Genomic DNA, 25,129 nt, shown 5'->3' with positions numbered 1-25,129 from the left:
CATCGACCTGGCAGTCAAGGGCGGCGACGTCACGGCAGGCCGCGGCGTGCCGCGTTGAGGAACTCAGCCTTGAACGACTCCAGTTGTTCGGCGACGGTTACCTCATCACGCTCCTGCCAGACCGCTTGGTTGAGGGCGCGGGCGTAGGCGGTCGCCGGTGAGTGAAGACCGGGGGCACACAGCAACTCGACGCTCTTCTCGGCTATTCGAAGAACGCCCCACCTACAGCCACACCGGCCATCAAGATCATTGGGGTCCACAGGTCTCCTGCCACGGCCGACTACTACCAGCACCTGCCCACCGACCGCTGCCGATTCAGCGAGACAGGCGTGTACGCCCCAACGCCGCCGGCCACCCTCGCAGTTCTTCATCCGGCGGAAAGGGAACGTCGATGATCTGCGCCGGCTCCTGGACCGCCGCACCGGCGTCCGCGTCCTCGACGCGCGGTCGGGATGACAGCGGCTTCGGGCCGAAGTGCGCCTGCTCGTCGCAAAACTGACGGATAGTCGGGTGAGTGGCATAGCAGCGCCCCCGTCGTCCGTGCACCGTGTCCAGGCTCACTCCGCCCGGGCGCGGAATGCCCGGTATGCAAGGAAATCGAGTATGGATCTCGATCTTCTTCTTACATAGCATTCGCGAGTTGATCATTTTCTCAGTGTTTTCTCACTGATCTCTCACCAAGGGGATTTAATGCGGGGGCGCGTGCTGACGCGAAGACACAGCCGAGTGGTGGCCTTGACTCTCACGCTGGTGGCGGCCGCGGGTACCGCGCCGGCGGCCTCGGCGGCCGTCGGCTCGGGAGCGGTTCCCGCCCGGGCGGCGACGGCGGCCGGTAGCGACGGCGAGCCCACGGCACCGGCGACCACGGACGAGGCCCTGGCCCGGGCGAAGAAGACGGGGAGGAACGTCGAGGTCGGCTCCCTCCGCTCGGAGAGCGGTGACGTCTACGCCACACCCGACGGGAACCTGGAAGCACGCGAGTATCTGCGTCCCGTCCGTACCCGGGTCGACGGCCGGTGGACACCGATCGACACGGAGCTGGCCAGGACGACGCAGGGGACGGTGGCTCCCGGCGCCACCACGGTCGGGCTGGAGTTCTCCGCCGGTGGGGACGCCCCGCTGGTACGCATGGAGAAGGCGGGCCGCGAACTGTCCCTGTCCTGGCCGGACAAGCTGCCCGCTCCGGTCCTCGACGGGTCGACGGCCACCTACCAGAACGTGCTCCCGGACGTGGACCTGCGCATGGGGGCCCAGGAGGACGGCTTCACCCAGCTGCTGGTCGTCAAGTCCGCCGAGGCCGCGGCCAGTGAGAAGCTGGCCGAACTGCGTCTGAAACTCTCCGCCGACGGCATGGACGTGCGCGAGAACGCGCAGGGCGGTCTGGAAGCGGTGGACCAAGGTGCCAAGAACGCGGTGTTCGAAGCACCACGGCCGGTGATGTGGGACTCCAGCCCCGGCGCCGCGCCCGCCGAGGACACCACGACGCAGTCCGCCACCCCGAAGCCGTCGACGCTGAAATCCGCGTCGGCGAAGTCCGCTACGTCGAGCGCCACTTCGCGTGCCGCCGCCCTGGCGGACGAGCCGGCCGCCGGAGCGCAGGACGAGCCCGCGGCGGGGGAGTCGGCGAAACTCGCCCCGGTCGCGGTGGACGTCCCCGCCGGGGACAAGGAACTGGTACTGACCCCGGACGCGGACGTGCTGAAGGGCAAGGACACCGTCTACCCGGTCTTCATCGACCCCCAGTGGTACTCGCCGCGCGCCTCGGCATGGACGATGGTCTCCAAGTACTGGGCCTCCTCACCGCAGTACAAGTTCAACGGCGAGGACAACGCCGGCCTCGGTTACTGCGGCTGGTACTACTGCAAGCCGTACGACACCAAACGGCTCTTCTACCGCATCCCGGTGTCGAAGTTCGCCGGCAAGACCATCCTCGAAGCAGAGTTCGTGGTGCGCAACGTCTGGTCGGCCTCGTGCAGCGCACGCTCCGTGGAGCTGTGGCGGACCAAGGACATCTCCTCGTCGACCACCTGGAACACCCAGACGGCGAGCGGCTTCTGGATCGACAAGCTGAAGACGGACTCCTTCGCGTACGGTTACGAGGGCTGCTCGGCCAAGGACGCGGAGTTCGACGTCAAGTCGGCGGTGCAGTCCGCCGCCAACGCGAAGTCGTCGACCATGACGTTCGGGATGCAGGCCGCCAGCGAAACCGACATCTACGGCTGGAAGCGCTTCTCGGACAAGGCCTATTTGCGGGTGAAGTACAACCGTCCGCCGACGCAGGTCAAGATGTCCCAGCTGACCATGGAGTACGGCGGCACCTGCAAGAAGCCGGCCGACGCCGCACGCGTGCGCACCCTGGGCAAGATCTACGCCAACAACATCACCGACCCCGACGGCGACAACATCGCCGTCGAGTTCCAGGCGGCCTGGGACACGGGAGACGGCAAGGGCTCCGTCGCACGCTGGAAACCCGCCCGCACCGGCTACAAGAAGTCCGGCTCGGACTTCGCGATCACCCTGCCCTCCTCCATACCGGAGAACAAGCAGATCAACTGGTACGTGCGCAGCTACGACAGCGCACAGTACTCGCCGTGGTCCTACACCGGTGACCCGACCTCCTGCTACTTCACCTACGACACGAAGGTGCCGAAGGCCCCCTCGATCACCTCCGGCGAGTACCCGGCCTCCGATCCGGAGAACCCGGACGACCCCTGGTACGACGGAGTGGGCGCGTACGGGTCGTTCACCGTCAAGGCCGCCGACACCGACGTGACGAAGTACTGGTTCGGCGTCAACGGCGACCCCACCTCCAAGAACACGATCACCACCACCGGCGGCGCGGCCAAGGTGGCCCGGATGCTGCCGGCCAAGGCGGGCCTGAACTTCTTCACGGCCCGGGCCTTCGACACGGCGGGCAACGCCGGCGAGATCCGCACCTACCAGTTCCGCGTCAAGGCCGGACAGCCCGAGCGCGCGGCCTGGCAGCTCGACGAAGCCGCCGGATCCGCCACGGCCAAGGGCGAGGCCCCCGAACGCATCGCTGAGCTGCGCGGCGGCCCCACCCCGCACGTCGAGGGGGCGAAGGGTACCGCGGTGTCCTTCGACGGGGCCGACGACTACGCGGTCACCGACATCCCCACCGTGGACACCTCCGTGGGCTTCTCCGTCTCGGCGTGGGCGAAGCTGTCCACCCTGCCGGACCACGCCGCGGTCATCGCGGCCCAGCCCGGCAACCACTCCCCGGGCTTCGAGCTGTACTACTCCAGCGGCTACAACCGCTGGGTGTTCAACCAGTACACCTCCGACAGCCCCGACGCGGGCATCGTCCGGGCCATGCCCGCCACCGCGGGCGGAGCCCAGGCCGGGCAGTGGACGCACCTGGTGGGCACCTACAGCTCCACCAACGACCAGCTGAACCTGTACGTCAACGGCACCCTCGCGGGCACCACGAAGTACGACTCGGCGTGGAACGCGCGACGCGGCCTGCAGATCGGCGCCGGCTCCTACAACGGCGCTCCCGGCTCCTTCTTCCCCGGAGCCATCGACGAGGTGCAGATCTTCGACAAGCCGCTCGCCAGCGGTGAGGTGACCCGGCTCTACGGCAAGGAGTCGCTCATCTCGGGCCGGCCCGCGCGGGCCGTGTTCCCGATGGACGAAGCCGCCGACGCCACCCACCTCACCGGCGTGCCAGAGGTCCCGGGCGCCAGGTTCTCCGGCGGCCTGACCGCGGGCACACCCGGGATCGCCGGCAAGGCCCTGACCCTGGACGGCACCGACGACTACGCGAGCACCGGACGGCCGCTGCTGAACAACCAGCGCAGCTTCGCCGTCTCGGCCTGGGCGAAACTGCCCAGGACCAAGCCGGACCACGCCGCGGTCATCGCGACACAAGCCGGTGAGCACAAGCCGGGAATGGAGCTGTACTACTCCAGCAGCTACAACCGCTGGGCGTTCAACCAGTACTCGGCCGACTCCTCGGACGCCACGCCGATCCGCGCCCTGCAGGCCGAGGGCCAGACCGCGTACGCCGACACCTGGACCCACCTGGTGGGTGTGCACGACACCGTCGCCAACAAACTCATCCTCTACGTCAACGGCGTCGAGGCGGGATCGACGGACCTGCAGGCCGACTGGTACGCGGGCGGCGCGCTGCAGATCGGCGCCGGCAACTACGAGGGCACGCCCGGCTCCTTCTTCCCCGGACAGATCGACGACGTCCGCCTCTACGACCGGCCCGTCTCGGCCGACGAGGTGCGGCAGCTGTTCCAGCAGCGCCCGCTGCTCAACGCACGCTGGAAGCTGGACGGCGACAGCGGCTCCGCCTCACCGGACGACACCGGCCGCGCATCCGCCCTCACCCTCCAGGGCGGCGCGCACATCGGCACCGGCTTCATGGACGGCGGCCTGGAACTCGACGGGACGACGGGCTACGCCAGCGCTCCGACCGTGCCGGTGGACACCAGTGCCAGCTTCACCGTGACCGCCTGGGCCGAGGCGGCCTCGACGCCGGCGCAGGACGCAACGGTGGTCAGCGCCGAAGGCGCGAGTCGCAGTCCCTTCGCCGTGCGCTTCGTCCCCGATCCGGTCAATCCCGACGGGCTCGGGAAGTGGGAGATCGCCCTGCCCGACAAGGACGGCACCGACGCCTCGACGGTGCGCCTGGCCAGCACGGAGTTCAACGGCGTGACCGACTGGAATCACCTGGCGCTGACGTACGACGGCTTCTCCAAGCAGGCCCGGCTGTACGTCAACGGCATCCTCCAGGAAGTGGCGTGCGACGACCTCGACGGTGACGGGCAGGCGGACAACGCCTCCTGCCAGGACCTGATCGCCTGGGGCGAGAACGTCCTGACGGCCAAGGCCGGCAAGTCGCTGCAGGTCGGCCGGATGAAGACCGGCAGCTCGGCAGCCGAGTACTTCCCTGGACTGATCGACGACGTCTGGTTCTTCCAGGGCGCGCTCAACGACAGCCAGGTACAGGAACTCGCCGGCTCCTGGTTCGACGTGCCCACCGAGGTCCCGGCCGGCAGCTGACACCGCCGACGGGTGGGGCGCACGGACTCGACGCGCGCCCCACCCGCTGACCGCACTTCACCACCCGCCCTTATCGCACGGCGTCACCGGTGCTCCCGTTCGCGCGCACCGGTGCGCCACCCAGCCATGGACGGCATCACGCATGAGACGCAAACCACCACGCCCCTCCGCCAGAACGCTGTACCGGCCGATCTCCCTGGTCATGTCCGCGCTGATGGTCGGCGGACTGATCCAGGCAGCCGCCTCGCCCGCCGCGGCCGCCCACGGCCACCCGCTGCCGGGTGTGCCCACGGCCGACAAGCCCGTGGCCGGCACCGACGGCCTCAAGCCCCGGCCCCGCAAACTCACGAAGGGCCCGCGTACACCGGCGCGACCGCCCCGGCACACCTGGCCGAAGCAGGGCACCGCCACCGTGGAGATTCCCCAGCACGGCTCCGGCCGGGCCGGCGACCTCCCGCTGCGCATAGCCCAGCCGAAGACACCCCGGCACGCCGCCCAGGGCACGGTCGAGGCCCGCCTGCACAGCCGCGGGCAGGCCGAACGCGCCGGCGTCGACGGACTGCTGTTCACCCTCCAGGCCGAGGACCGCACGGAGAAGGCGGCCGCCGCGGCCGGCTCAGGGAAGGCGTCCGCCGCGGCGGGCGCGGGCGACATCACCGTCACCGTCGACTACACCGGCATCGCCCAGGCCCACGGCGGCGGTTACGCGTCACGGCTGCACCTGGTCGAACTGCCCGCCTGCGCCCTGACCACTCCCGCCAAGGACGCCTGCCGCAAGAGCACCCCGCTCGCCACGCGCAACGACACCGACCGCGACACCCTGACGGCGAAGACGGTGAGCCTGCGTTCCGGCGCCGCGACCGTCCTGGCGGCCGTGGCCGAGACCGGCGGAGAGAAGGGGGACTTCAAGGCAACCTCCCTGTCGCCGTCGGCGACCTGGAGCACCCAGCTCAACACCGGTGACTTCACCTGGTCCTACGACATGCCGGTACCGGACGTTCCCGGTGACCTCACTCCCGACGTGGGCCTCGACTACTCCTCGAGCTCGATCGACGGCCGTACCGGCACCACCAACAACCAGGGCTCCTGGGTGGGCGACGGCTTCGAGCTGTCACCCGGCTTCATCGAGCGCCGCTACAAGCCCTGCGCCGACGACGGGGAGAAGAGCGCCGACGGCAACAAGCCGGGCGACCTGTGCTGGGCGTACGACAACGCCTACCTGACCTTCAACGGCAAGGGCGGCGAGCTGGTCCCCGTCGGCAACGACGAGTTCAAGCTGCGGCAGGACGACGGCACCCGGGTCGCCCGCCTGACCAGCACCGCACGCGGCAACGGCGACGACGACGGCGAGTACTGGCGGCTGACCGCCCCCGACGGCACCCGCTACTACTTCGGCTACCACCGGCTGCCCGGCTGGACGGACGGCAAGGAGACCACCGACTCGACGTGGACCGTGCCGGTCTTCGGCAACAACACGGGCGAGCCGTGCCACGGCTCGGACTTCGCCGGATCCTGGTGCCAGCAGGCGTGGCGGTGGAACCTCGACTACGTGGTCGACACCCACGGCAACGCCATGGGCTACCACTACGCCAAGGAGAGCAACTCCTACGGCCGCAACCTGAAGGCCGACGCCGACACCCCCTACGTCCGCGGCGGCTACCTGCAGCGAATCGACTACGGTCTGCGCTCCTCGCGCATGTTCGCCGACAAGCCCCTCGCCCAGGTCGTGTTCGACAGCGCCGAGCGCTGCCTGCCCGAGGACGGCGTCACCTGCGCGGCCGACACCATCGACAGCAAGTCGTACTACTGGTACGACACGCCGTGGGACCTGAACTGCAAGCCCGGCACCAAGTGCGACAGCGGCCGGCTGACGCCGTCGTTCTGGACCCGCAAGCGCTTGACCGCGGTGACCACCCGGCTGCTGAAGTCCGACGGCTCCTACGGCGCGGTCGACTCCTGGCAGCTCGCCCACCGCTGGGGCATGGCGGACACCGACTACCAGCTGCTCCTCGACAGCGTGCAGCACTCCGGTCACACCGCCACCCCGTCGATCACGCTGCCCAAGACCACCTTCGCCTACACCCAGCTCGCCAACCGGCTGGACCGCACCGGCGACGGCTACGCCCCCTTCATCAAGGCGCGGCTGTCCACCGTCGCGGACGAGTCCGGCGGGCAGATCGACGTCAACTACTCCGCTCCGGCGTGCGACGCCGACGCGCTGCCGACCCCCGAGACCAACACCACCCGCTGCTTCCCCCAGTACATCGGCGGTGACAGCAGCGACGCCCCGGACCGGGAGTGGTTCAACAAGTACGTCGTCGCCTCGGTGACGGCGACCGACCGCACCGGCGGCGCCCCGGACCAGGTCGCCGCCTACGACTACCTCGACGGTGCCGCCTGGCACTTCGACGGCGACGACGGTCTGACCAAGGAGAAGTACAAGACCTGGTCGCAGTGGCGCGGCTACGGTCACGTACGGGTCCGGACCGGCGGACAGGGCGGCGCCGCGGCCATGAAGACGCAGCAGGACCACTACTTCCTGCGCGGCATGGACGGCGACCGCAAGACGGCATCGGGCGGCACCAAGTCCGTCACCGTCGCGCTCGGCGCCGGTGAGGGCGACGCGATCACCGACGACGAGGCGGTCGCGGGCTTCGAGTACCGCACCCTCGCCTTCGACGGACCCGGCGGCAAGGTACTGCAGAAGACCGTGAACCGGCCCTGGCACCACGAAACGGCCAGGAAGGTTCGCGACTGGGGCGCCATCACCGCCGACTTCACCGGCACCGCCCAGACGACGGACTACACGTCGCTGGACGACGGCGCCGGCACCAAGTGGCGGACCACCACCAGTTCCACCAGCTACGACACCGTCGCCGGCCGGCCCCTCCGGGAGGAGGACCTGGGCGACACCTCCACGGCCGAGGACGACCAGTGCACCCGCACGGTCTACGCCACCAACACCGACAAGAACATCCTGCTGCTGCCCTCCCGGGTCGAGACCGTCGCCAAGGCGTGTGACGCCGCGGTCGACCGGACCAAGGACGTCATCGACGACGTCCGTACCGCCTACGACGGCGGCGCCTACGGCGCGGCCCCGACCAAGGGCGACGCGACGGCCACCGCACCGCTCAAGGGTGACAACGGCACGAAGGCGACCTACCTGGAGGCCGGTGCCACCTACGACGACTACGGCCGCGAACTCACCGTCACCGACCTGACGGCCGACGTGACCGTGACCGGTACCGGCGACCCCGTGCGCACCGCCCGGACCGACGGACGCACCACCACCACGGCCTACCTCCCGGCCACCGGCCTGCCCGCCCAGACCAGGACGACCACGCCCCCCGCCGACCCGGGGAACCCGGCCAGCGCGCAGACCACCACCAAGGACCTCGACCCGCTGCGCGGACTGCTGCTGAAGCAGACCGACACCAACAACAACGTCACCAACTACGCCTACGACGCCCTCGGCCGCTCCACCAAGGTGTGGCTCGCGGACCGCGCCACGAGCGGCGTGCCCACGTACGAGTACGCCTACTCGGTCGCCGAGGGCAAGCCCGTCACCGTGGCCACCAAACTGCTCAACAACGAGGGCGGACAGATCACGTCGTACAAGCTGTACGACGGGTTCCTGCGGGAGCGGCAGTCCCAGGCGCCGGGCCCCGACGGTGGCCGGATCATCTCCGACATCTTCTACGACGAGCGCGGCCTGACCACCAAGACCTTCGCTCCTTACTACGCCACCGGCGGCCCCGTCGCCGAACTGTTCAAGCCCGCCGACGCGCTGGGCGTGGAGACGCAGACCCGCACCACCTACGACGGTCTTGGCCGCCAGGTCGAGGAGCGTCAGATCGCCGGCAACGGCGACGGCGGCACCGTCCTGTCCACCAAGAAGACGGTCTACAGCGGTGACCGCACCACGCTGATCCCGCCGGTGGGCGACACCACCGTCACCTCCCTGGTCGACGCGCGGGGCAACATCACCGAACTGCGCCAGCACCACACCCGCGACCCCGAGTCGGCCTACGACACGACCACCTACGACCACACTCCCTCGGGCGACCTGCTGAAGGTCACCGACCCGGCCGGCAACAGCTGGAGCTACACCTACGACCAGCTCGGCCACCAGACGTCCTTCAGCGACCCGGACCGGGGCCGCACCGACACCCGGTACGACGACCACGGTCAGGTGATCTCCAGCACCGACCAGCGCGGCACCACCCTGTTCAACACCTACGACGGACTGGGCCGCAAGACGGAGCTGCGCGAGGGCTCCGCCACCGGTGCGCTGCGGGTCAAGTGGACGTACGACACCGTCTCCGGTGCCCAGGGCCAGCTCGCCGAGTCGATCCGCTACGTGAACGGCCAGGCGTACACCACCGCGGTGACCGCCTACGACAAGCTGTACCGGCCCACCAAGACGGCGACCGTGATCCCGGCGTCCGAGGGAGCGCTGGCAGGCACCTACCAGTCCGGCACGGCCTTCAAGCCCTCCGGTCTGGTCGCCTCGCTCAGCTACTCAGCCGCCGGTTCGCTGCCGGGCGGCTCGATCAACTACACCTATGAGGCCACGACCCTCCGGCCGATCTCCGTCTACGGCCAGGGCATGACCTCGAACGCCGTCTACAGCCAGACCGGCAAGCCGCTGGTGTACTCCTTCGGTCTGACCAGCGGCGGGCAGAAGACCCAGGTCACCAACACCTACGAGTTCGGCACCCAGCGGCTGGCGACCACGCGCGTCGACCGCGAGGGACAGGCGGGCGTCGACCAGAACGTCACCTTCCGCTACGACGAGGCCGGCAACGTCCTCTCCCTGCGAGACGTGTCCCGCACCGGCACCGACAACCAGTGCTTCGCCTACGACTACCTGCGCCGCCTGACGGAGGCATGGGCCCAGGGCGACCAGACCTGCGCGGCCACCCCGTCCGCCGACAAGCTCGGCGGCCCGGCCCCGTACTGGCAGTCGTACTCCTACGACAAGGCCGGCAACCGGCTGACCGACACCCAGCACGACATCGGAGGCGCCACCGCCAAGGACGTCAGGCACACCTACGAATACCCCACCCCGGGCAAGCCCAAGGCCCACCAGCTGACCTCGCTCACCACGCAGGGACCGGCGGGCACCAGCCGGACGGACTACCTCTACGACGACACCGGCAACACCACCGACCGAGGCAAGCAGCACCTGGACTGGGACGCCGAGGGGCTCCTGACCAAGGTCACCGAACCCGTCGACGGCGCGCCGGCCAAGGTGACCGAGTACCTGTACGACGCCAACGGCAACCGGCTCATCGACCGCACGGGAGGCCGGACCACGCTGCACCTCGGGCACACCGACGTCAGCCTCGACAAGGGGGCGACCAAGGCCAAGGCGACGCGCTACATCGACCTCGGCAGCGGCCACCAGGCCGTCCGTGCCGACGACGGCAGCTTCTCCTTCACCCTCGCCGACCACCACGGCACCGGCCTGCTGGCCGTCGCCGCCACCGATCTGGCCCTCTCCCAGCGCCGGGTCACGCCCTTCGGCGAGAGCCGCGGAGCGGCACCGGCCGCCTGGCCCGGAACCAAGGGCTTCGTCGGCGGCATCGACGAGACGAAGGACACCGGCTTCACCCACCTGGGCGCCCGTGAGTACGACGCCCGGACCGGCCGGTTCCTCTCCGTCGACCCGATCATGGACCTGGCCGACCCGCAGCAGATGAACGGCTACACCTACGGCAACAACAACCCGCTGGTGTACTCCGACCCGGACGGGAAGTTCTTCGGCTTCCTGGAAATGTTCAAGCTGCTGAAGAAGATGATCAACTACTTCGCCAACAAGGTTCCGAACAAGAACCCGGGCTTCATGCAGCGCCGCGCTTCCGCGCCGGCGGTGAGCAACGGCAAACTGCGCGGAGCGCTGCAGCAGATCTATCCGAAGGCGAAGGCCAAGCAGGTCTTCGGCAACGGGAAGCTGTCCACGGCCCTCATCCACGAGTTCAACACGGGCAAACCCCTGCCGTCCAAGACCCAGCTGCATCTGCAGAAGGGCTGGGAGACGATGAACGCGCTCTCGGAGATCCTGGAGAACGACCGCAAGGCCCGGGAGACCGGCAAGGACACCAAGAAGACCCCGCGGCTGTCCGACAGCGACCAGAAGGTGGCCAAGGCCGAGGCCCAGGAACTGTGGGACGCGCTCAACTCGCGCGACGTCACCGGCAACATCAACAAGCGGATGAACGCCGACGCCGACATGAAGACGGCCGTCAAGACCAACTTCGACGAGGTGGCCAAGACACCCTCCGTCAAGGACCTCACGGGAACGGAGTTCAGGCCGGTCCCGCACAAGAGCCCAGAGCCGATCGGTCAGCCCACGCGGCTGCGCGGGTTCCCCAAGGCCCTCGGTATCGTCGGCGGCATCGTGACGGTCGCCCAGGCTCCTTCCTACGTACGGCAGTACGGCTGGAAGGAGGGGGCGTGGGAGATGTTCAAGGACACCGTGGACCCGTTCGGGTTCCACGAGGCACTGGAGCCGAGCACCTCCGAGAACTGGGCCTGACCAGCAGCCCTGGCGGCGGCGCGGGACAATGAGTTCCGTCAGCCGTGCTCGACCATGAGGACGGGGCCCGCCGTGCACCTCGCACGGCGGGCCCCGCGTCCATGACCGCCCCTATCCGACAGGAAGACATGAGCGACGTACCCGCCGACGGGAGCCGGGCCGAGATCACCACCGCGGAGATCCCCCCGCTTCTGCTGCGCATGATCCCGGAATCCGCCGACTCCATCGCCGAGACGTATGACCTCCCCGCGGAAAAGGCCGTGCTGACCGAGAACGCGCGGGTGCGGCTGTACCGGCTGCTGGCCGAGTGCTTCACCACGCCCGTGCTGATGCCCGAGCTGGAGAGCGACACCCCCGACACCGAGCTGCTCGGCCGCTGCTGGGACTTCGTGGAAACCATCGTCGCCCACCCGAGTGAGCACATCAGCGGCGCCGTCTACTTCGAGGTGCTCGAACAGCTCCTGAACGCCGACGGGCTGGTCGAGACGGCCTGGCCCTACATGAAGGACCGGACACGGGCGAGCACCGTGCAGATGCTGGACTCCTACGACGTCCGCATCCCGGGCATCAACCGGCGCTAGAGGATCCGGCATCCGCTTCGAGATCTGCCACCCGCGAATATCCGCCGGTGGCAGATCCAAAATCAGATGGCGGCGCGGACCAGCCCCGCGACCGCCGTCGAGCGGCTGTGTGGGGGCCAGGCCATGACCGTGGTGACGCGTGGGGCGTCAAGGACCGGTACGGCAGCGAGGTCCTCGCGCAGGCCGGTGCGGCCCGACTCCGGCACGACCGCGCAGGCGCGGCCGAGGGCGATGAGCTGGGTGAGTTGCGTGTGGTCGCGCACCCGCGGTCCGGGGCCGTCCGGGAAGGTGCCGTCAGGGCGGGGCCAGCGGGGAAGGGGCAGGTCGGGAAGGCCGGTGACCTCGGCGAGCCGCACATGGGGGCGGGCGCTGAGCGGGTGGCCCGCCGGGAGGATCGCGACCTGACCCTCGGTGTGCAGGTCCTCGGTGTCGAAGCCGGCCGTGTCGTCGAACGGCCGATGCAGCAGGGCTACGTCGGCCCGGCCGTCGCGCAGCAACTGCGTCTGCTCGCCCGGTCCGCACAGCACGACGTCCACGGCGACGGCGCCCGGCTCGGCGGCGTAGGCGTCGAGGAGTTTCGCCAGCAGTTCAGCGGAGGCGCCCGCCTTCGCGGCCAGTACCACGGCCGGGCGGCCGGTCGCCGTGAGGGCGGCCCGGCGGGTGCGTCGTTCGGCGGCCTCGACGGCGTCCAGCGCCGCCCGCGCTTCCCGCAGCAGCACCGCCCCTGCCCCGGTCAGGGAGACACCCCGGCTGCCGCGCTCCAGCAGGAGGGTGCCCAGGCGCCGTTCGAGCCCGGCGATCGCCCGCGACAGCGGGGGCTGGGCGATCCCGAGCCGCTGCGCGGCCCGGCCGAAGTGCAGTTCCTCGGCGACCGCGACGAAGTACCGCAGCTCTCGTGTCTCCACCCCGCCAGCCTAACCGGGGCGGCCAGGGACGATACCCGGGCGGTATCGCCGTGCACCCAGTCGGTCTTGGACGCCCTGCCGGGCGGGGGAGAAGTATCGATGTCATGAGTGAGACGAACACTGTGAACCACCACAAGATCGCGCTGGTGACCGGGGCCAACAAGGGCATCGGGTACGAGATCGCCGCCGGGCTCGGCGCCCTCGGCTGGTCCGTCGGAGTCGGCGCGCGGAACGAGGAGCGGCGCGAGGCGGCCGTGGACAAGCTGCGCGCGGCCGGAGCCGACGCGTTCGGCGTGCCGCTGGATGTGACCGACGACGCCAGCGTGACAGCGGCGGCGCGGCTGATGGAGGAGCGGGCCGGGCGGCTCGACGTGCTCGTCAACAATGCCGGGATCACCGGCGGCGCACCGCAGGAGCCCACCACGGTCGACGTGAACCGGGTACGGGCGGCCGTGGAGACCAACGTGATCGGCGTCATCCGCGTCACCAACGCCCTGCTGCCGCTGCTGCGCCGCTCGCCGTCGCCGCGGATCGTGAACGTCTCCAGCAGCGTCGGCTCCCTCACCCTCCAGACCACGCCCGGCGCCGAGACGGGCCCGATCGCCGTCGCCTACGCTCCGTCGAAGACGTTCCTCAACGCCGTCACCGTGCAGTACGCCAAGGAACTCGCCGGCACCCACATCCTGATCAACGCCGTCTGCCCAGGCTTCACCGCGACCGACCTCAACGGTTTCCGGGGCGTGCGCACCCCCCAGCAGGGCGCGGCCGCCGCGATCCGGCTGGCCACCGTACCGGACGACGGGCCGACGGGCCGCTTCTTCGACGACGAGGGCGAGGTGCCCTGGTAACGCGGAAAGGCATACGGAGACGATCCGGGCCGGCCCGGGCCGCGAGGTTCTTCGCCGCTTCGGCCGGCTCACGGGGGACGGGGGGCCTGGGGCGGACGTCACCGCCTGGCATCAGGTCGTCACCCGATGCGGGCCCGGGCTCACTGGCCCATCCTGAGATGACTGGATTCGAGTGGTTCACCGCCGACCGAGGCGGCGCCATGGGCGGTGCGGTCGGCACCGTGGAGAACGGACGCACGGTCCACTCGTAACAGATCGAATGGGAGAGCACAGTCACCATGACGGACGTCATCGCAGGTGAATGCGGACGTCCTGGAGCACTTCGTCCCCGATTTCCGTCGTACGTCGATGGTGCAGCGGATCATGGACTCCCCGTGGCCACGCTGACGCGAACACGTGTCCACGATCGCCGCGATCACACTGATGCGAACGCGTCCCCTCCTTTCCGCCACACGCACCAGAACTTCGCCCTCCGCGTGAATTCGCTTGCGGACGCAGAAGAAAACTCCTCAGCAGGAAAGGAACGCTCGTGCGCGCCATAACCGTCCGGGACCGCAAGGCAGGGATCACGGGGCTGAGCCTCGAGGAACTGGCCCCTCCCCACGCCGCCGAGAACGACGTCGTCCTGCGGGTGCACGCCGCCGGCTTCACCCGCGGGGAGCTCGACTGGCCCGCGACCTGGACCGACCGCGCCGGCCGCGATCGCACTCCCAGCGTGCCGGGCCACGAGGTCTCGGGGGTGGTCACGGAACTCGGCTACGGGACGACCGGCCTCACCATCGGTCAGCGCGTGTTCGGACTGACCGACTGGACCCGCGACGGTGCGCTCGCCGAGTACGTCGCCGTGGAAGCCCGGAACCTCGCGCCGCTGCCTGCCGACGTCAACCACACACCGGCGGCAGCACTGCCCGTCTCCGGTCTCACCGCCTGGCAAGCCCTGTTCGACCACGCCCGGCTCACCGCCGGCCAGACCGTCCTGATCCACGGCGCCGCGGGCGGAGTCGGCTCGATCGCCGTCCAGCTCGCCCACGAAGCGGGAGCCCGTGTCATCGGCACCGGCCGCTCCGCCGACCGGGACACCGTGCTCGACCTGGGCGCTCACGCGTTCCTCGACCTGGACGGCGACCGGTGGGAGGAGACCGGCCAGGTGGACGTCGTCTTCGACGTGATCGGAGGCGAGATCCTCGACCGCTCCGCCGCTCTGGTACGCGCCGGCGGCATCCTCGTCACCATCGCCCACCCGCCCACCGTGCGCCCGGAAGACGGTCGGGCCCTCTTCTTCGTCGTGGAACCCGACCGCGACCGACTCGGCGACCTCGCCCGGCGTCTGCGGGACGGCCGGCTACGTGTGCGGGTCGGGGCTGTCCGGCCGCTCGCCGAAGCGGTCGACGCCCTCACCACCAAGCAGCGCGTCCCCGGCCGCACGATCATCCGTGTCGCCGAGGACTGAGCCCCATAGGAGCACTGAACCGGGGCCAGGCCGGTATCGCCGGCGGCGAGGGCCCGACGGGAGCGCACGGGAATGCCGCGCGGTCCGGGCGCACGCGGCCCACCCGGACCGCATAGCCGCAGGCATGAGGCACGGGTAACGGAGATCGGGGTGCATGGCGTAAGTGCGCGGCGGCGGGCATCGCGCAGGGGTTCGTCTGCGATCGGTCAGCGCGTCTCGTCACGGTGCCGCGAACCAAAGAGGGACGGGTCAGCCGCCCCTGCCGCACGCCGCCCGAGACCGTCCGTGTGACGCTGGCGCGGAAAGCAGACGTCCAACAGTTCCCCCACAGACAGATGAGCCTCCGCCGGATGGTGGAGCAGGCCACCCCGGCGGAGCGTGTAACGCGTGCGGCGTCCACGGCGCTCACGGCTGACGTAACCCGCCCGCTCCAGGTCCGCGACGATGCTCTGCGCGGTGCGTTCGGCGATGTGGCATCCGACGGCGATGTCGCGGAGACGGATGTCGGGGTCGCGTGCTATGGCCAGGAACACGCGGGCGTGGTTGGTGAAAAACCCCCACCGGACAGGGCGGTCATTAACCATATTCGGCCTTTACGTCATGAACCTTGTGGTGCGGTCGGTGGTCAAGGGCGAGACCGTCGCCGGCCGTAGCCCGTCCGCAGACGAGACCCGCACGGGCCCGGCAGCGCGATCTGTTGACCTCTCTTCCACCTGCGCCCGCGCACGGATGCACTACGGAGTGCTTCGGCGCCTGGCTCGACAGTTCGACGTGGGCCGGTGGGCCACAGGCGCGGTGGGGGAGGAGTCACGGACGGCGCGGGGCGCCGGCGGCTGAACAAGGTGGCCGCTGCGGCCCGTAGGCGCGGACACGATGACGCACCCGTTCGTTGGGAAGCCGGATCACATCACTCCGTGCTGGTGGGGCCCGCGGGCACTTCAGCCCACACGGTCTTGCCGTCTTCGTGATACCGGGTGCCCCAGTTTCGGGCGAGGCTGGTCACGATGAAGAGACCGCGCCCCGTCTCGTCGGCCGTGCGGGCATGTCGCACGTGCGGTGCGCTCATGGCCGCGTCCGTGACTTCGCACGTCAGAACCCTGTCGAGTATCAAGCGCAGGCTCAGCGGTGGCTGTCCGTAGCGAACGGCGTTGCCCACCAGCTCACTGCCCAGCAGCTCCGTGGTGTATGCGGTCTCATCGTTGATGTGCCAGCGCTCCATCTGGTGTCTGATGGTGTCACGGGCCACCGGTGCCGCTTCCGTGTCGGCGGGCAAGTCGCGCTCGAGCACGTTGTCCGCTGGAATCGGCTTCGTCCGAGCCAGTAGCAGCAAGGCCTCGTCGTGGTAGTTCCCCGTATGCAGGGCATAGGCCATGGCGTCGCACAGATCTCTCAGGTCGCGTCCGGCGCCGCGCTCCAGAACACTCCGCAAGAGGCCCGCCGGAGCCAGGGTCTGATCCGCCAGCGATGACGTCTCCATGGCGAGGATGCTGCCGTCGGGCAGAGACACCGTCGCGGTGGCGAAGGGCGCGTCGTCCGGACCCGCCAGGAGCGGTCCCTCTGGAGTGGCGAGGACACGTGAAGAGCCGTCTCGGGCGACGAGCAAGGGCTCGGGCAGCCCGGCGCGAGCGATCGTGCAGGTAAGGCCGACCGGGTCGTAGATGGCGATCACGCACCGGGCGGTCAGCGGTTCGTGTTGCAGAGGATCCCCGACCGGGAGCCAGGAGCGCTCGGCGGCGAGGCGGACGACCGTGTCGTTCAACCGTGCCATCAGTTCATCCGCGCCCAGGTCCAGCGCGGCTAGCGAGTAGAGCGCTGTACGAAGTTGGCCCATCGCAGTCGCCGCGGCCATCCCCTGTCCGGCGACTTCTCCAACGACGAGCGCGGTCCGCGCGCTCGGCAGTGGGATGGCGTCGTACCAGGCTCCTCCGCCCACCGGCCCGGTCAGGAGCAGTGGCGAGATCTCCACCGTCGTCAGGTTGGCGGGACGCTGCGGAAGCGATCTGCGCTGTACCGTCGCCGCGATCGCTCGCTCGCGGGCGTAGCGGCGGGCGTTGTCGATGCACAGGGCAGTGTGGGCACAGATGTCGGTTGCCAGTGCGATCTCGTCCTCGACGAAGGGGTCCTCTCCCTCCTGCCGGTAGAAACTGACCACGCCGAACACCTCGCCGCGGAGCTCCAAGGGGACTACGAGGAGGGAGTGCACGGCGGAGAGGCGGATGGCCTCGGCCCGGTGCGGGTCGGCGTCCAGCCACGGGCTGGTCTCGTCGATGGGGACCAGGCGCGGCTGGAGGTCGGCGAGGACCCGGGTGAACGGGGTGCCATAGGGCAGATGCCGGATGTCGCCGACTGGATGTGCCGACACCAGCCCCCTGAAGGCGGCCCTGCGCAAAGGTACGTCCGGATCCACAGGAGCCAGCGGAGGATCTTCACCGCGCACGACGGCGTCGACCACCTCCACCACGACGATCCCGGTGAAGGCCGGTGCGACCGTGTCGACGAACTCTCCGCAGACGGCGATGACGTCCAGCCGCCGTCCCACCCGTTCACGGACGGTGCCGAGAATGTCCGCCCCCCGGCGTGCTCGCTCGCGCTCTGTGACGTCTACGACGGAGGCCAGCAGCCCCAGGATCTCCGCTTCTTCGTTTTCCAGGCGCATCGTCGTCACGGAATACATGCGCCGAGCCCGCCCGCCTTCTGCTGCACCGCTGTGGATGATCCGGTTCGTCACCGGCACCCCTGTGGCGAGGACCTCACGCGCGGTCGCCTCCTCCGCGTCCGGATCCTCCAGATCGAAGACATCGACGAAGCGTCTGCCGATCACATGCTCGATGGGTGTTTCCTGCTTGCTGGCAGTGCCCGTGCTCACCGTGACCACGCGCAATTGGTCGTCCAACAGATGCAGACCGACCGTCTGCTGGGAGAAGGCAGCCTTGAGGACCGCGTAGTCAGCCTCGGAGGGCGTGTTGTCATCGCCGGTGAGCACCTCAAACGTCATGTGCTTGCCGCGGGAGATGGGTCGGATCCGCACGGAGGGCCAGGGAGTGGAACCGAGGCCACTGCTTTGGCCGGGGTCAGCCGGGTCGGACAGGAGGGTGCCCACCGCACGGCCAACGGCATCCCCCGGTGATCGATGCAGCAGATCTTCGGCGAGCCGAGTCCACCGGACCACGTGACCACTTTCGTCGACACACATGAGAACGCCACTACGGGTCATGGGCGGATACCTCCTGTGCGGTCATGCCGCCGTGCATCGTCCCGGCGTGCTCCCACGACTGCCTCTTCCTACCGCTGGGCGCCCGGGACGGCGGAGGCCATGGGATCAACGCGGACCCGATGCGCCTGCCGTCGGCGAACGTCCAGTTGTCATTGGATGCTCGCCTGTCGCGGGCGGGCGGGCGAGCGTCCGCCCGGCATCGCCGGCGACGGGCCATGCGCCGCGTTCGGCTCCGCGGTGAAAGCTGCCACCACGGCACGGGGTGCACGTGCGTCCACCTTCCAAGTCACGCTCTCATGCGCGGTGCGAGGTCAGGCCGGCCATGGTCTTGGGGTCGACGATCCGGTCGAAGTCCTCCGCATTGACGTATCCGGTGGCCAGCGCGGCCTCGCGGAGTGTCGTCCCTTCGTCGTTCGCCTTGTGCGCGATGGCGGACGCCTTGTCGTAGCCGATCGCCGGCGAGAGTGCCGTGACCAGCATGAGCGACCGCTCCACGTACTCTCCGACCCGGTCCTGGTCGAGTTCGACACCCTCCACGCAGAACTCCCGGAACTTCTCGCAGGCGTCGGCGAGAATGCCCGTCATGTGCAGGAAGTCGTTGATGATGACCGGACGCATGGCGTTCAGTTCGAAGTTGCCCTGCGAGCCCGCGAAGGCGATGGCCTGATCCTCCGAGAGCACCTGGATACACACCATCACCATGGCTTCGCACTGGGTCGGGTTGACCTTGCCGGGCATGATCGAGGAGCCCGGCTCATTGGCCGGCAGGACGAGTTCACCCAGGCCGCAACGGGGCCCGGACGCCAGCCAGCGAATGTCGTTGGCGATCTTCATCAGCGGCACGGCCAGCGCGCGCACGCCGGCGGAGGCCCCCACCATGGCGTCGAGTCCGCCCTGGGCGGCGAACTTGTTGCTCGCGGTGACGAAGGGGTAACCGGTGTTGCGCGAGATCTCGTCAGCGACCTGCTCGGCGAACCCTTCCGGCGCGTTCAGGCCGGTGCCGACCGCGGTGCCGCCCATGGCGAGCTCCAGCAGCCCCTCGGTGGCTCGCTCCGCACGGTGCCATGCCTGCTCCAACTGGGTTGCGTAGCCCGACCATTCCTCACCCACGGTGAGGGGGACGGCATCCTCCAGGTGGGTGCGGCCGATCTTCACGACGTCGTGCCAGCGTTCCGCCTTGTGCGCGATGGTCTGCTGGAGCGCGCGCACGCTGGGCAGCAGGTCCTCGTGAACCGCCTTGACGGCGGCGATGTGCATAGCGGTGGGGAAGGTGTCGTTGGAGGACTGACCCATGTTGACGTGGTCATTGGGGTGCACCGGCGTCTTGCTGCCGAGTTCGCCGTCCACGAGTTGGATCGCGCGGTTGCTGATGACCTCGTTGGTGTTCATGTTGGACTGCGTGCCGGAGCCCGTCTGCCAGACGTAGAGCGGGAAATGGTCGTCGAGGTCACCTGCGATGACTTCGTCGGCCACCCGCTCGATGAGGCCGGCCTTCCAGGCCGGCATCCGCCCGGCGCGGCCGTTGACGATCGCTGCAGCCCGCTTCACCTGGCCGTAGGCGTGGTAGACGGCCTTCGGCATATGGTCGTCGCCGATGGAGAAGTGGATCAGGGAACGCTGGGTCTGGGCGCCCCAGTAGCGGTCCGCGGGTACGTCGACAGCGCCCATGGAGTCCGTCTCGCGGCGCGTGCCGCCGGCGTTCAGTCCAACGGGCACGTCGCGAATCTCCGGCGCGGTGCCGTTGTCGTCACGCGAGATCATCACGTACACCCTCCGCGTGTGGGTAGTCAGGCTCCCACATCCGGTCGCGAACGGCGCGTGCCGGATCCGTGGGGCGATGCGTGGCGACGCCCTCGGCCATGGCCGCCTCCACAACCGCGGTCGCGGTGCGGGCGGACGACTCCCACAGGTCCTCGACCGGCGGCAGCAGTGCGGCACCGGGTTCGGCGGGATCGACCTGATCGGCTACAGCCTGGGCGGCTGCGCGCAGCATGCCATCGGTCACCCGCTCCGCTCCCGCGACGATGGTGCCGAGACCGAGACCCGGATAGAGCAGGGCGTTGTTGGCCTGGCCGATGCGGTACTCGACGCCCTGGTACTCGACGGGGTCGACCGGTATGCCGGTGGCCACCAGGGCCTTGCCGCGTGTCCAGGAGAGGATGTCGGCCGGCATGGCCTCGATCTGCGAGGTCGGGTTGGACAGCGGCAGGACGATCGGGCGCTCGGTGCCGGCGGCCATCGCTTCTATGACGTCCCTGGTGAAGGCACCGGACACGGTGGAGGTGCCCAGCAGGATGGTCGGCGCGACCCGGCGCACAGTCTCCAGCAGGGAGATGCCTCCGCCGTCGCCGGCCCAGCCGTCTGCTTCGGAAGGGTCGCGGGCGTAGCGCCGCTGGAAGTCGCGCAGGTCGGTCATGTCACTGGTGAGCAGGCCCTGTCGGTCGATCAGCCAGATCCGGGAGACGGCATCCTCTTCGCCGGCACCGTCGCGGACCATGGCATCGCGAAGCTGGTCGGCGATCCCCACTCCGGCGGAGCCGGAACCGAAGACCACCAACTTCTGCTCGCGCATCGGGACGCCGCTCACCTTCACAGCGGAGAGGACGGCGGCCAGGCTGATGGCCCCGGTTCCCTGGACGTCGTCATTGAAGATGCGATACCGGTCGCGGTACTTCTCGAGGATGCGGCGGGCGTTGCTCGGGCCGAAATCCTCGAAGTGCAGCAGGGCGCTGGGGAAGCGGGCGGAGGCCGTGCGCAGGTACTGCTCGATGAAGGCGTCGTACTTCCCGCCGCGCACGCGAGGGAAACGGTTGCCCAGATAGAGAGGGTCCTGCAGCAGCGACTCGCGGTCCGTGCCGACGTCCAGGGAAACGGCGATCACCCGGCTCGGGTCGATGCCGGCGGCGGCGGTGTAGACGGCCAGCTTCCCGACGGCTATCTGAACGCCGCCCACGCCCCAGTCACCGATGCCGAGGATCTCCTCGGCGTCCGAGCAGACGATCAGGTCGACGTCGCCCGGGGCGAAACCAAGGGTGTCGAACGCCCGGTCCATGTCATCGGGACGGTCGATGGACAGGAAGAGTCCGCGTGGGCTTCGGTACTCGTTGGAGTACTGCTCGATGGCCTCACCGACCGTAGGGTCGTAGATGATGGGCAGCAGTTCGGCCAGGTGGTCGCGAAGGACCTTGAAGTAAAGGGTCTCGTTCCTGTCGTGCAGCTCCTCCAGGTAGACGTTCTTGGCGAGATTGTCGCCCTGGGCCTCCATCTGCCAGAACGCGCGGCCGGCCTGCTGTTCCAGGGTGAGTACCGCGGCGGGCAGGCGGCCGGTCAGCCCGAGCGCGTCGCGTTCGTCCTGCGTGAACGCCACACCGTGATTCAGGAGCGGGTTCGTCAGGACGTCAGGGATCGTCGGTGTGGTCTCACTGCTGTGTGCCATGGCGGACTCCTTGTACGACTGCCGATGGGGCCAGGAATGAGCGGGCCATCCACACCACACCGACCACACCACCCGTCGAGGCAGTCCGGACGGAATGGTGAATCCAGCCGTGCACGGACATGAGCTTGTGATCTGCCGCGAACTCGTCGTGCAGCTTCATCTCTGACCCCTTTCGGAACCAGTGCCCAGCCCCTTATCTGGACGACGGCGACCCTTTACACAGCCACCGGCAATTCTTCTTCCGCTCCAGGGCCTCTATCGGTTGCGTACGGGCACGAGTCGTACCGGGGATTTGTGCCGAGCAGGTGGAAGGTCGACGTACGCCGCCGAAGGATCTGCCGCAGCCTTGCCGGCATCGCGCTTCCAGAGCGGTGGCGCCAGGGTCCGAGACCGGAAACCGCACGTTAAGGGACAGCCCTTAGGCCGACGGCCCGTCCCCGCCGCGACTGGTTGGCGCAGCATGCTGTGGTACATCAGGGTAGGAATGACGTGACAGGTGCTCCGGCGCTTGTTGCCCGAGCCGATCGGCTTCGATATGGGGAGGGCGATCTCTTGTGCGGGACTGCCCGTGGCGGGCCCTCGTCGCGTGACCGGGAACCTGAGTCACTGGCTGTCGAAGAGGCGATAGGCCGGACATTCCGACGACAAATTGAGTGAGTGCATGGGTCCTGCCCGACGGTTGAACGGGCCTCGACTTCGTCTCTGAACTCGGCGGTCGTCCCACGCCTTTACCCTGCCTGCCGGCCCGTTGCCGAGAAGCCCGGCCACAGGCCGCCGCCCACTGCGCTCTGGCCGGGCCGGCATGACCCGTTCTTACCCAAGGGGATGGATGACCATGAGCAGTGATTCATCACCAAGCGCTACACGCCAGCCGACCATGCGGATCAAGCCGGCCGAGGGGCGCTTCCTGCGACTCGCCGTGGTGCTACTGGTGGCGGCCTCCGGCGGCATTGAGGCGACCTCGTTCCTCGGCCTCGGCCACGTCTTCGCCGGAGTCATGACCAGCAACCTTGCGCTGCTCGGTATGGCCGCCGGACGCGGCGAGCCACTGGACGTCACTGCGGCCTTGCTGGCATTGGGCGGCTTCGGCGCGGGTACGGCGCTGGCCGCCTGGTACACCCGCGCTTCGGTGACGTCGGCCACCCACTGGCCTCGCCGCGTCATGGTCGTCCTCGTCGCTGAGGCTGTGCTGCTGGCCCTTGGCGCCTCGGTCTGGGGTTTCACGGGGGGCCGACCCGGCGAGGCAGTCCGGGACGTCCTGCAGTGCGGCGCCGCACTCGCCATGGGCGCACAGTCCGCGGCCATGGTCGCCGCCGGCAAGGCCGCCGCCCCCACCACCTACCTCACCGGCACGCTCGCCGCTTACATCGTGAAAGGCATAGGCACCGGGAGTCCTGGCCTGTGGGTACCCCTGCGGTTCGCCGCGCTCGTCGCTGGTGCGGCCCTCTGCGCCGTGATGCTCGATAAGGCTCGGCCCTGGGCCCTGCTGCCATCTGTTGTCCTCGTCATGTGTGCCCTGGCCGTGGCTTACCTGCCCGAGGCTCACCCTCCGTCCGCTGCCGGACACTCCGCCTGAATCTCCGCACCGCGAGCACACCGCGAGGGACGTGGCCTGGGGAGGGGCAGGGGCTCAAGCCGCACGATCGTGTGTAGCAGGGCGGTGGCGTGCCCTGAACACGACGAGCATCGCATGCGATCTGCAGGACGTGCCTGCTTCTGCGGGCGGACGCGATCAGCTGGATGATCCCGCGATCGGAGTGGACGGGGCGAGTGCCGTGGGCGGGAAGAGGCGGTGACGGCCGGGGTGCCGGACAATGAATGCAACGCTCCACGCGTCACCGCGGGGCGTGCATGGCCGAGACCTGGCCGGGGAGGCGCGATGAGCGAGCAGCCGGTCCTTCTCCCTTACGCCGACCCGGCGTTCGTGGCGGACCCCTTCCCGCTGTACCGGCAGCTGCGCGAGGACGGCCCGGTGCGGCACGCGATCCTCGCCGGCGGCCTGGACGCCTGGCTGGTCACACGCTACGACGACGGACTCGCCGCACTGTCCGACCCGAGACTGAGCAGCGATGTCCGCGACGCCTCGGACCCCCGCCTCCTCGCGCAGCTGCCCGAGTCCGAGCGCGAAGCGATGATGAGCAACATGCTGCGCGCTGACCCGCCCGACCACACCCGGCTGCGCCGCCTGGTCTCGAAGGCGTTCACCGCACGCCGGGTCGCCGAACTGCGGCCGCGCGTCCAGGAGATCACCGACCGGCTGCTCGACGCGGTGGTGCCGGCCGGCCGGGCGGAACTCGTGGCGGACTTCGCGCTGCCGCTCCCGGTCACCGTCATCAGCGAGCTGCTCGGCGTGCCCGTGGACGACCGGCACGACTTCCAGCGGTGGACCGACGCCATGCTCGTACGGGGGGAGCAGTTGCCCGACCCGGTCGTCGTCGACGACGCGTGGCGACGGATGCGCGCCTACCTGACGCGGCACCTCGAAGCCAAGCGTGTCCGGCCGGGCGACGACCTCCTCAGCGCGTTGACCAGCGCTCACGACCGGGAACAGCGGCTGAACGACGACGAGCTGATCGCCATGACCTTCCTGCTGCTCGTCGCCGGGTACATCACGACGGTCAATCTGATCGGCGCCGGGATCGCCGCGCTCCTCGCCCATCCCGCCCAGCTGGCCCTGCTGCGGGACCGTCCACACCTGCTGCCCGACGCGATCGAGGAGTTCCTGCGCTACGACGGCCCGGTCAGTCCCGGCATCGCCCGGTTCGCACGCGAGGACGTCGAGATCGCCGGCGTCATCGTCCCGCGCGGCGCGACCGTGCTCGTCGCGTCCGCGATCGCCGACCGCGACCCGGCCCGGTTCCCCGACCCCGACACGCTGGACATCACCCGCCGCGACAACGCCCACCTGGCCTTCGGGCACGGCATCCACTACTGCCTGGGCGCGCCGCTGGCCCGGCTGGAGGGCCGGATCGCCATCGGCACGGCGCTGCGCCGCCTGCCGGACCTGGCCCTGGCCGTGCCGCCGACCGAACTGAGCTGGCGCCCCGGCGGCCTGCGCGGCCCGGTACAGCTGCCCGTGACGTTCACCCCCGGCGACCGGGCGGGCTGACCAGCGTCATG

The 25,129-nt window shown here is 69.4% G+C and carries 14 protein-coding genes and 1 pseudogene; 8 read left to right on the top strand and 7 right to left on the bottom strand.

Going from position 1 to position 25,129, the window contains the following annotated elements:
- Nucleotides 1–29: 29 nt before the first annotated feature.
- Nucleotides 30–260, bottom strand: a complete 231-nt coding sequence (locus TNCT1_RS30845; protein ID WP_143638647.1) for a hypothetical protein — start codon at nt 258–260, stop codon at nt 30–32.
- A 55-nt stretch (nt 261–315) separates the two neighbouring features.
- Nucleotides 316–648 (bottom strand): hypothetical protein, encoded by a 333-nt coding sequence (locus TNCT1_RS30840; RefSeq protein WP_143638645.1) that lies wholly within the window; start codon nt 646–648, stop codon nt 316–318.
- A 42-nt stretch (nt 649–690) separates the two neighbouring features.
- On the opposite strand from TNCT1_RS30840, the gene TNCT1_RS30835 reads away from it, so the two are divergent.
- From TNCT1_RS30835 to TNCT1_RS30825, 3 genes are all read left to right on the top strand, one after another.
- On the top strand, nt 691–5,034 hold the full coding sequence (locus tag TNCT1_RS30835; RefSeq protein WP_143638643.1) for a LamG-like jellyroll fold domain-containing protein: 4,344 nt from the start codon (nt 691–693) through the stop codon (nt 5,032–5,034).
- Nucleotides 5,035–5,176: 142 nt separating this feature from the next.
- Nucleotides 5,177–11,575 carry an RHS repeat-associated core domain-containing protein gene (locus TNCT1_RS30830; RefSeq protein ID WP_143638641.1) on the top strand — a complete coding sequence of 2,133 codons (6,399 nt, stop codon included), beginning with the start codon at nt 5,177–5,179 and terminating at the stop codon, nt 11,573–11,575.
- 128 nt (nt 11,576–11,703) lie between these two features.
- Nucleotides 11,704–12,156 (top strand): hypothetical protein, encoded by a 453-nt coding sequence (locus tag TNCT1_RS30825; protein ID WP_143638639.1) that lies wholly within the window; start codon nt 11,704–11,706, stop codon nt 12,154–12,156.
- Between the two features lie 62 nt (nt 12,157–12,218).
- On the opposite strand, the gene TNCT1_RS30820 is transcribed toward TNCT1_RS30825, so the two are convergent.
- Entirely contained in the window at nt 12,219–13,061 is an 843-nt protein-coding gene (locus TNCT1_RS30820) for a LysR family transcriptional regulator (protein WP_143638637.1), read from the bottom strand.
- Between the two features lie 104 nt (nt 13,062–13,165).
- Between TNCT1_RS30820 and TNCT1_RS30815 the strand changes: the two genes are divergently transcribed.
- From TNCT1_RS30815 to TNCT1_RS30805, 3 genes and pseudogenes are all read left to right on the top strand, one after another.
- A complete protein-coding gene (locus TNCT1_RS30815) occupies nt 13,166–13,909 on the top strand; it encodes an SDR family oxidoreductase (protein WP_143638635.1) in 744 nt (247 codons plus the stop codon).
- Between the two features lie 285 nt (nt 13,910–14,194).
- Nucleotides 14,195–14,296 (top strand): annotated as a pseudogene (locus TNCT1_RS37020) (diguanylate cyclase); the annotation flags it as partial.
- Between the two features lie 142 nt (nt 14,297–14,438).
- A complete protein-coding gene (locus TNCT1_RS30805; protein WP_143638633.1) occupies nt 14,439–15,359 on the top strand; it encodes an NADP-dependent oxidoreductase in 921 nt (306 codons plus the stop codon).
- 206 nt (nt 15,360–15,565) lie between these two features.
- Here the strand turns inward: TNCT1_RS30805 and TNCT1_RS30800 are convergent, their stop codons facing one another.
- From TNCT1_RS30800 to TNCT1_RS30785, 4 genes are all read right to left on the bottom strand, one after another.
- Complete coding sequence (locus TNCT1_RS30800; protein WP_143638631.1) at nt 15,566–15,943, bottom strand: helix-turn-helix domain-containing protein; 378 nt, start codon at nt 15,941–15,943, stop codon at nt 15,566–15,568.
- 323 nt (nt 15,944–16,266) lie between these two features.
- Nucleotides 16,267–18,573: a SpoIIE family protein phosphatase gene (locus tag TNCT1_RS30795; protein ID WP_235902981.1), complete on the bottom strand. Its 2,307-nt coding sequence runs from the start codon at nt 18,571–18,573 to the stop codon at nt 16,267–16,269.
- 294 nt (nt 18,574–18,867) lie between these two features.
- Nucleotides 18,868–20,334: a class II fumarate hydratase gene (gene fumC, locus TNCT1_RS30790; protein ID WP_143638778.1), complete on the bottom strand. Its 1,467-nt coding sequence runs from the start codon at nt 20,332–20,334 to the stop codon at nt 18,868–18,870.
- Entirely contained in the window at nt 20,321–22,009 is a 1,689-nt protein-coding gene (locus TNCT1_RS30785; RefSeq protein ID WP_143638629.1) for an NAD-dependent malic enzyme, read from the bottom strand. Before TNCT1_RS30785 ends, fumC begins: the two co-directional genes overlap by 14 nt.
- Before the next feature lie 877 nt (nt 22,010–22,886).
- Here TNCT1_RS30785 and TNCT1_RS30780 point away from each other — a divergent pair.
- On the top strand, nt 22,887–23,585 hold the full coding sequence (locus TNCT1_RS30780) for a YoaK family protein (RefSeq protein WP_160160440.1): 699 nt from the start codon (nt 22,887–22,889) through the stop codon (nt 23,583–23,585).
- 303 nt (nt 23,586–23,888) lie between these two features.
- Nucleotides 23,889–25,118 carry a cytochrome P450 gene (locus TNCT1_RS30775; protein ID WP_143638625.1) on the top strand — a complete coding sequence of 410 codons (1,230 nt, stop codon included), beginning with the start codon at nt 23,889–23,891 and terminating at the stop codon, nt 25,116–25,118.
- Nucleotides 25,119–25,129 lie beyond the last annotated feature (11 nt).

Origin of the sequence: Streptomyces sp. 1-11, assembly GCF_007176755.1 — a bacterium.
Classification (GTDB): Bacteria; Actinomycetota; Actinomycetes; order Streptomycetales; family Streptomycetaceae; genus Streptomyces.
This window is presented reverse-complemented; position numbering and strand designations above follow the sequence as displayed.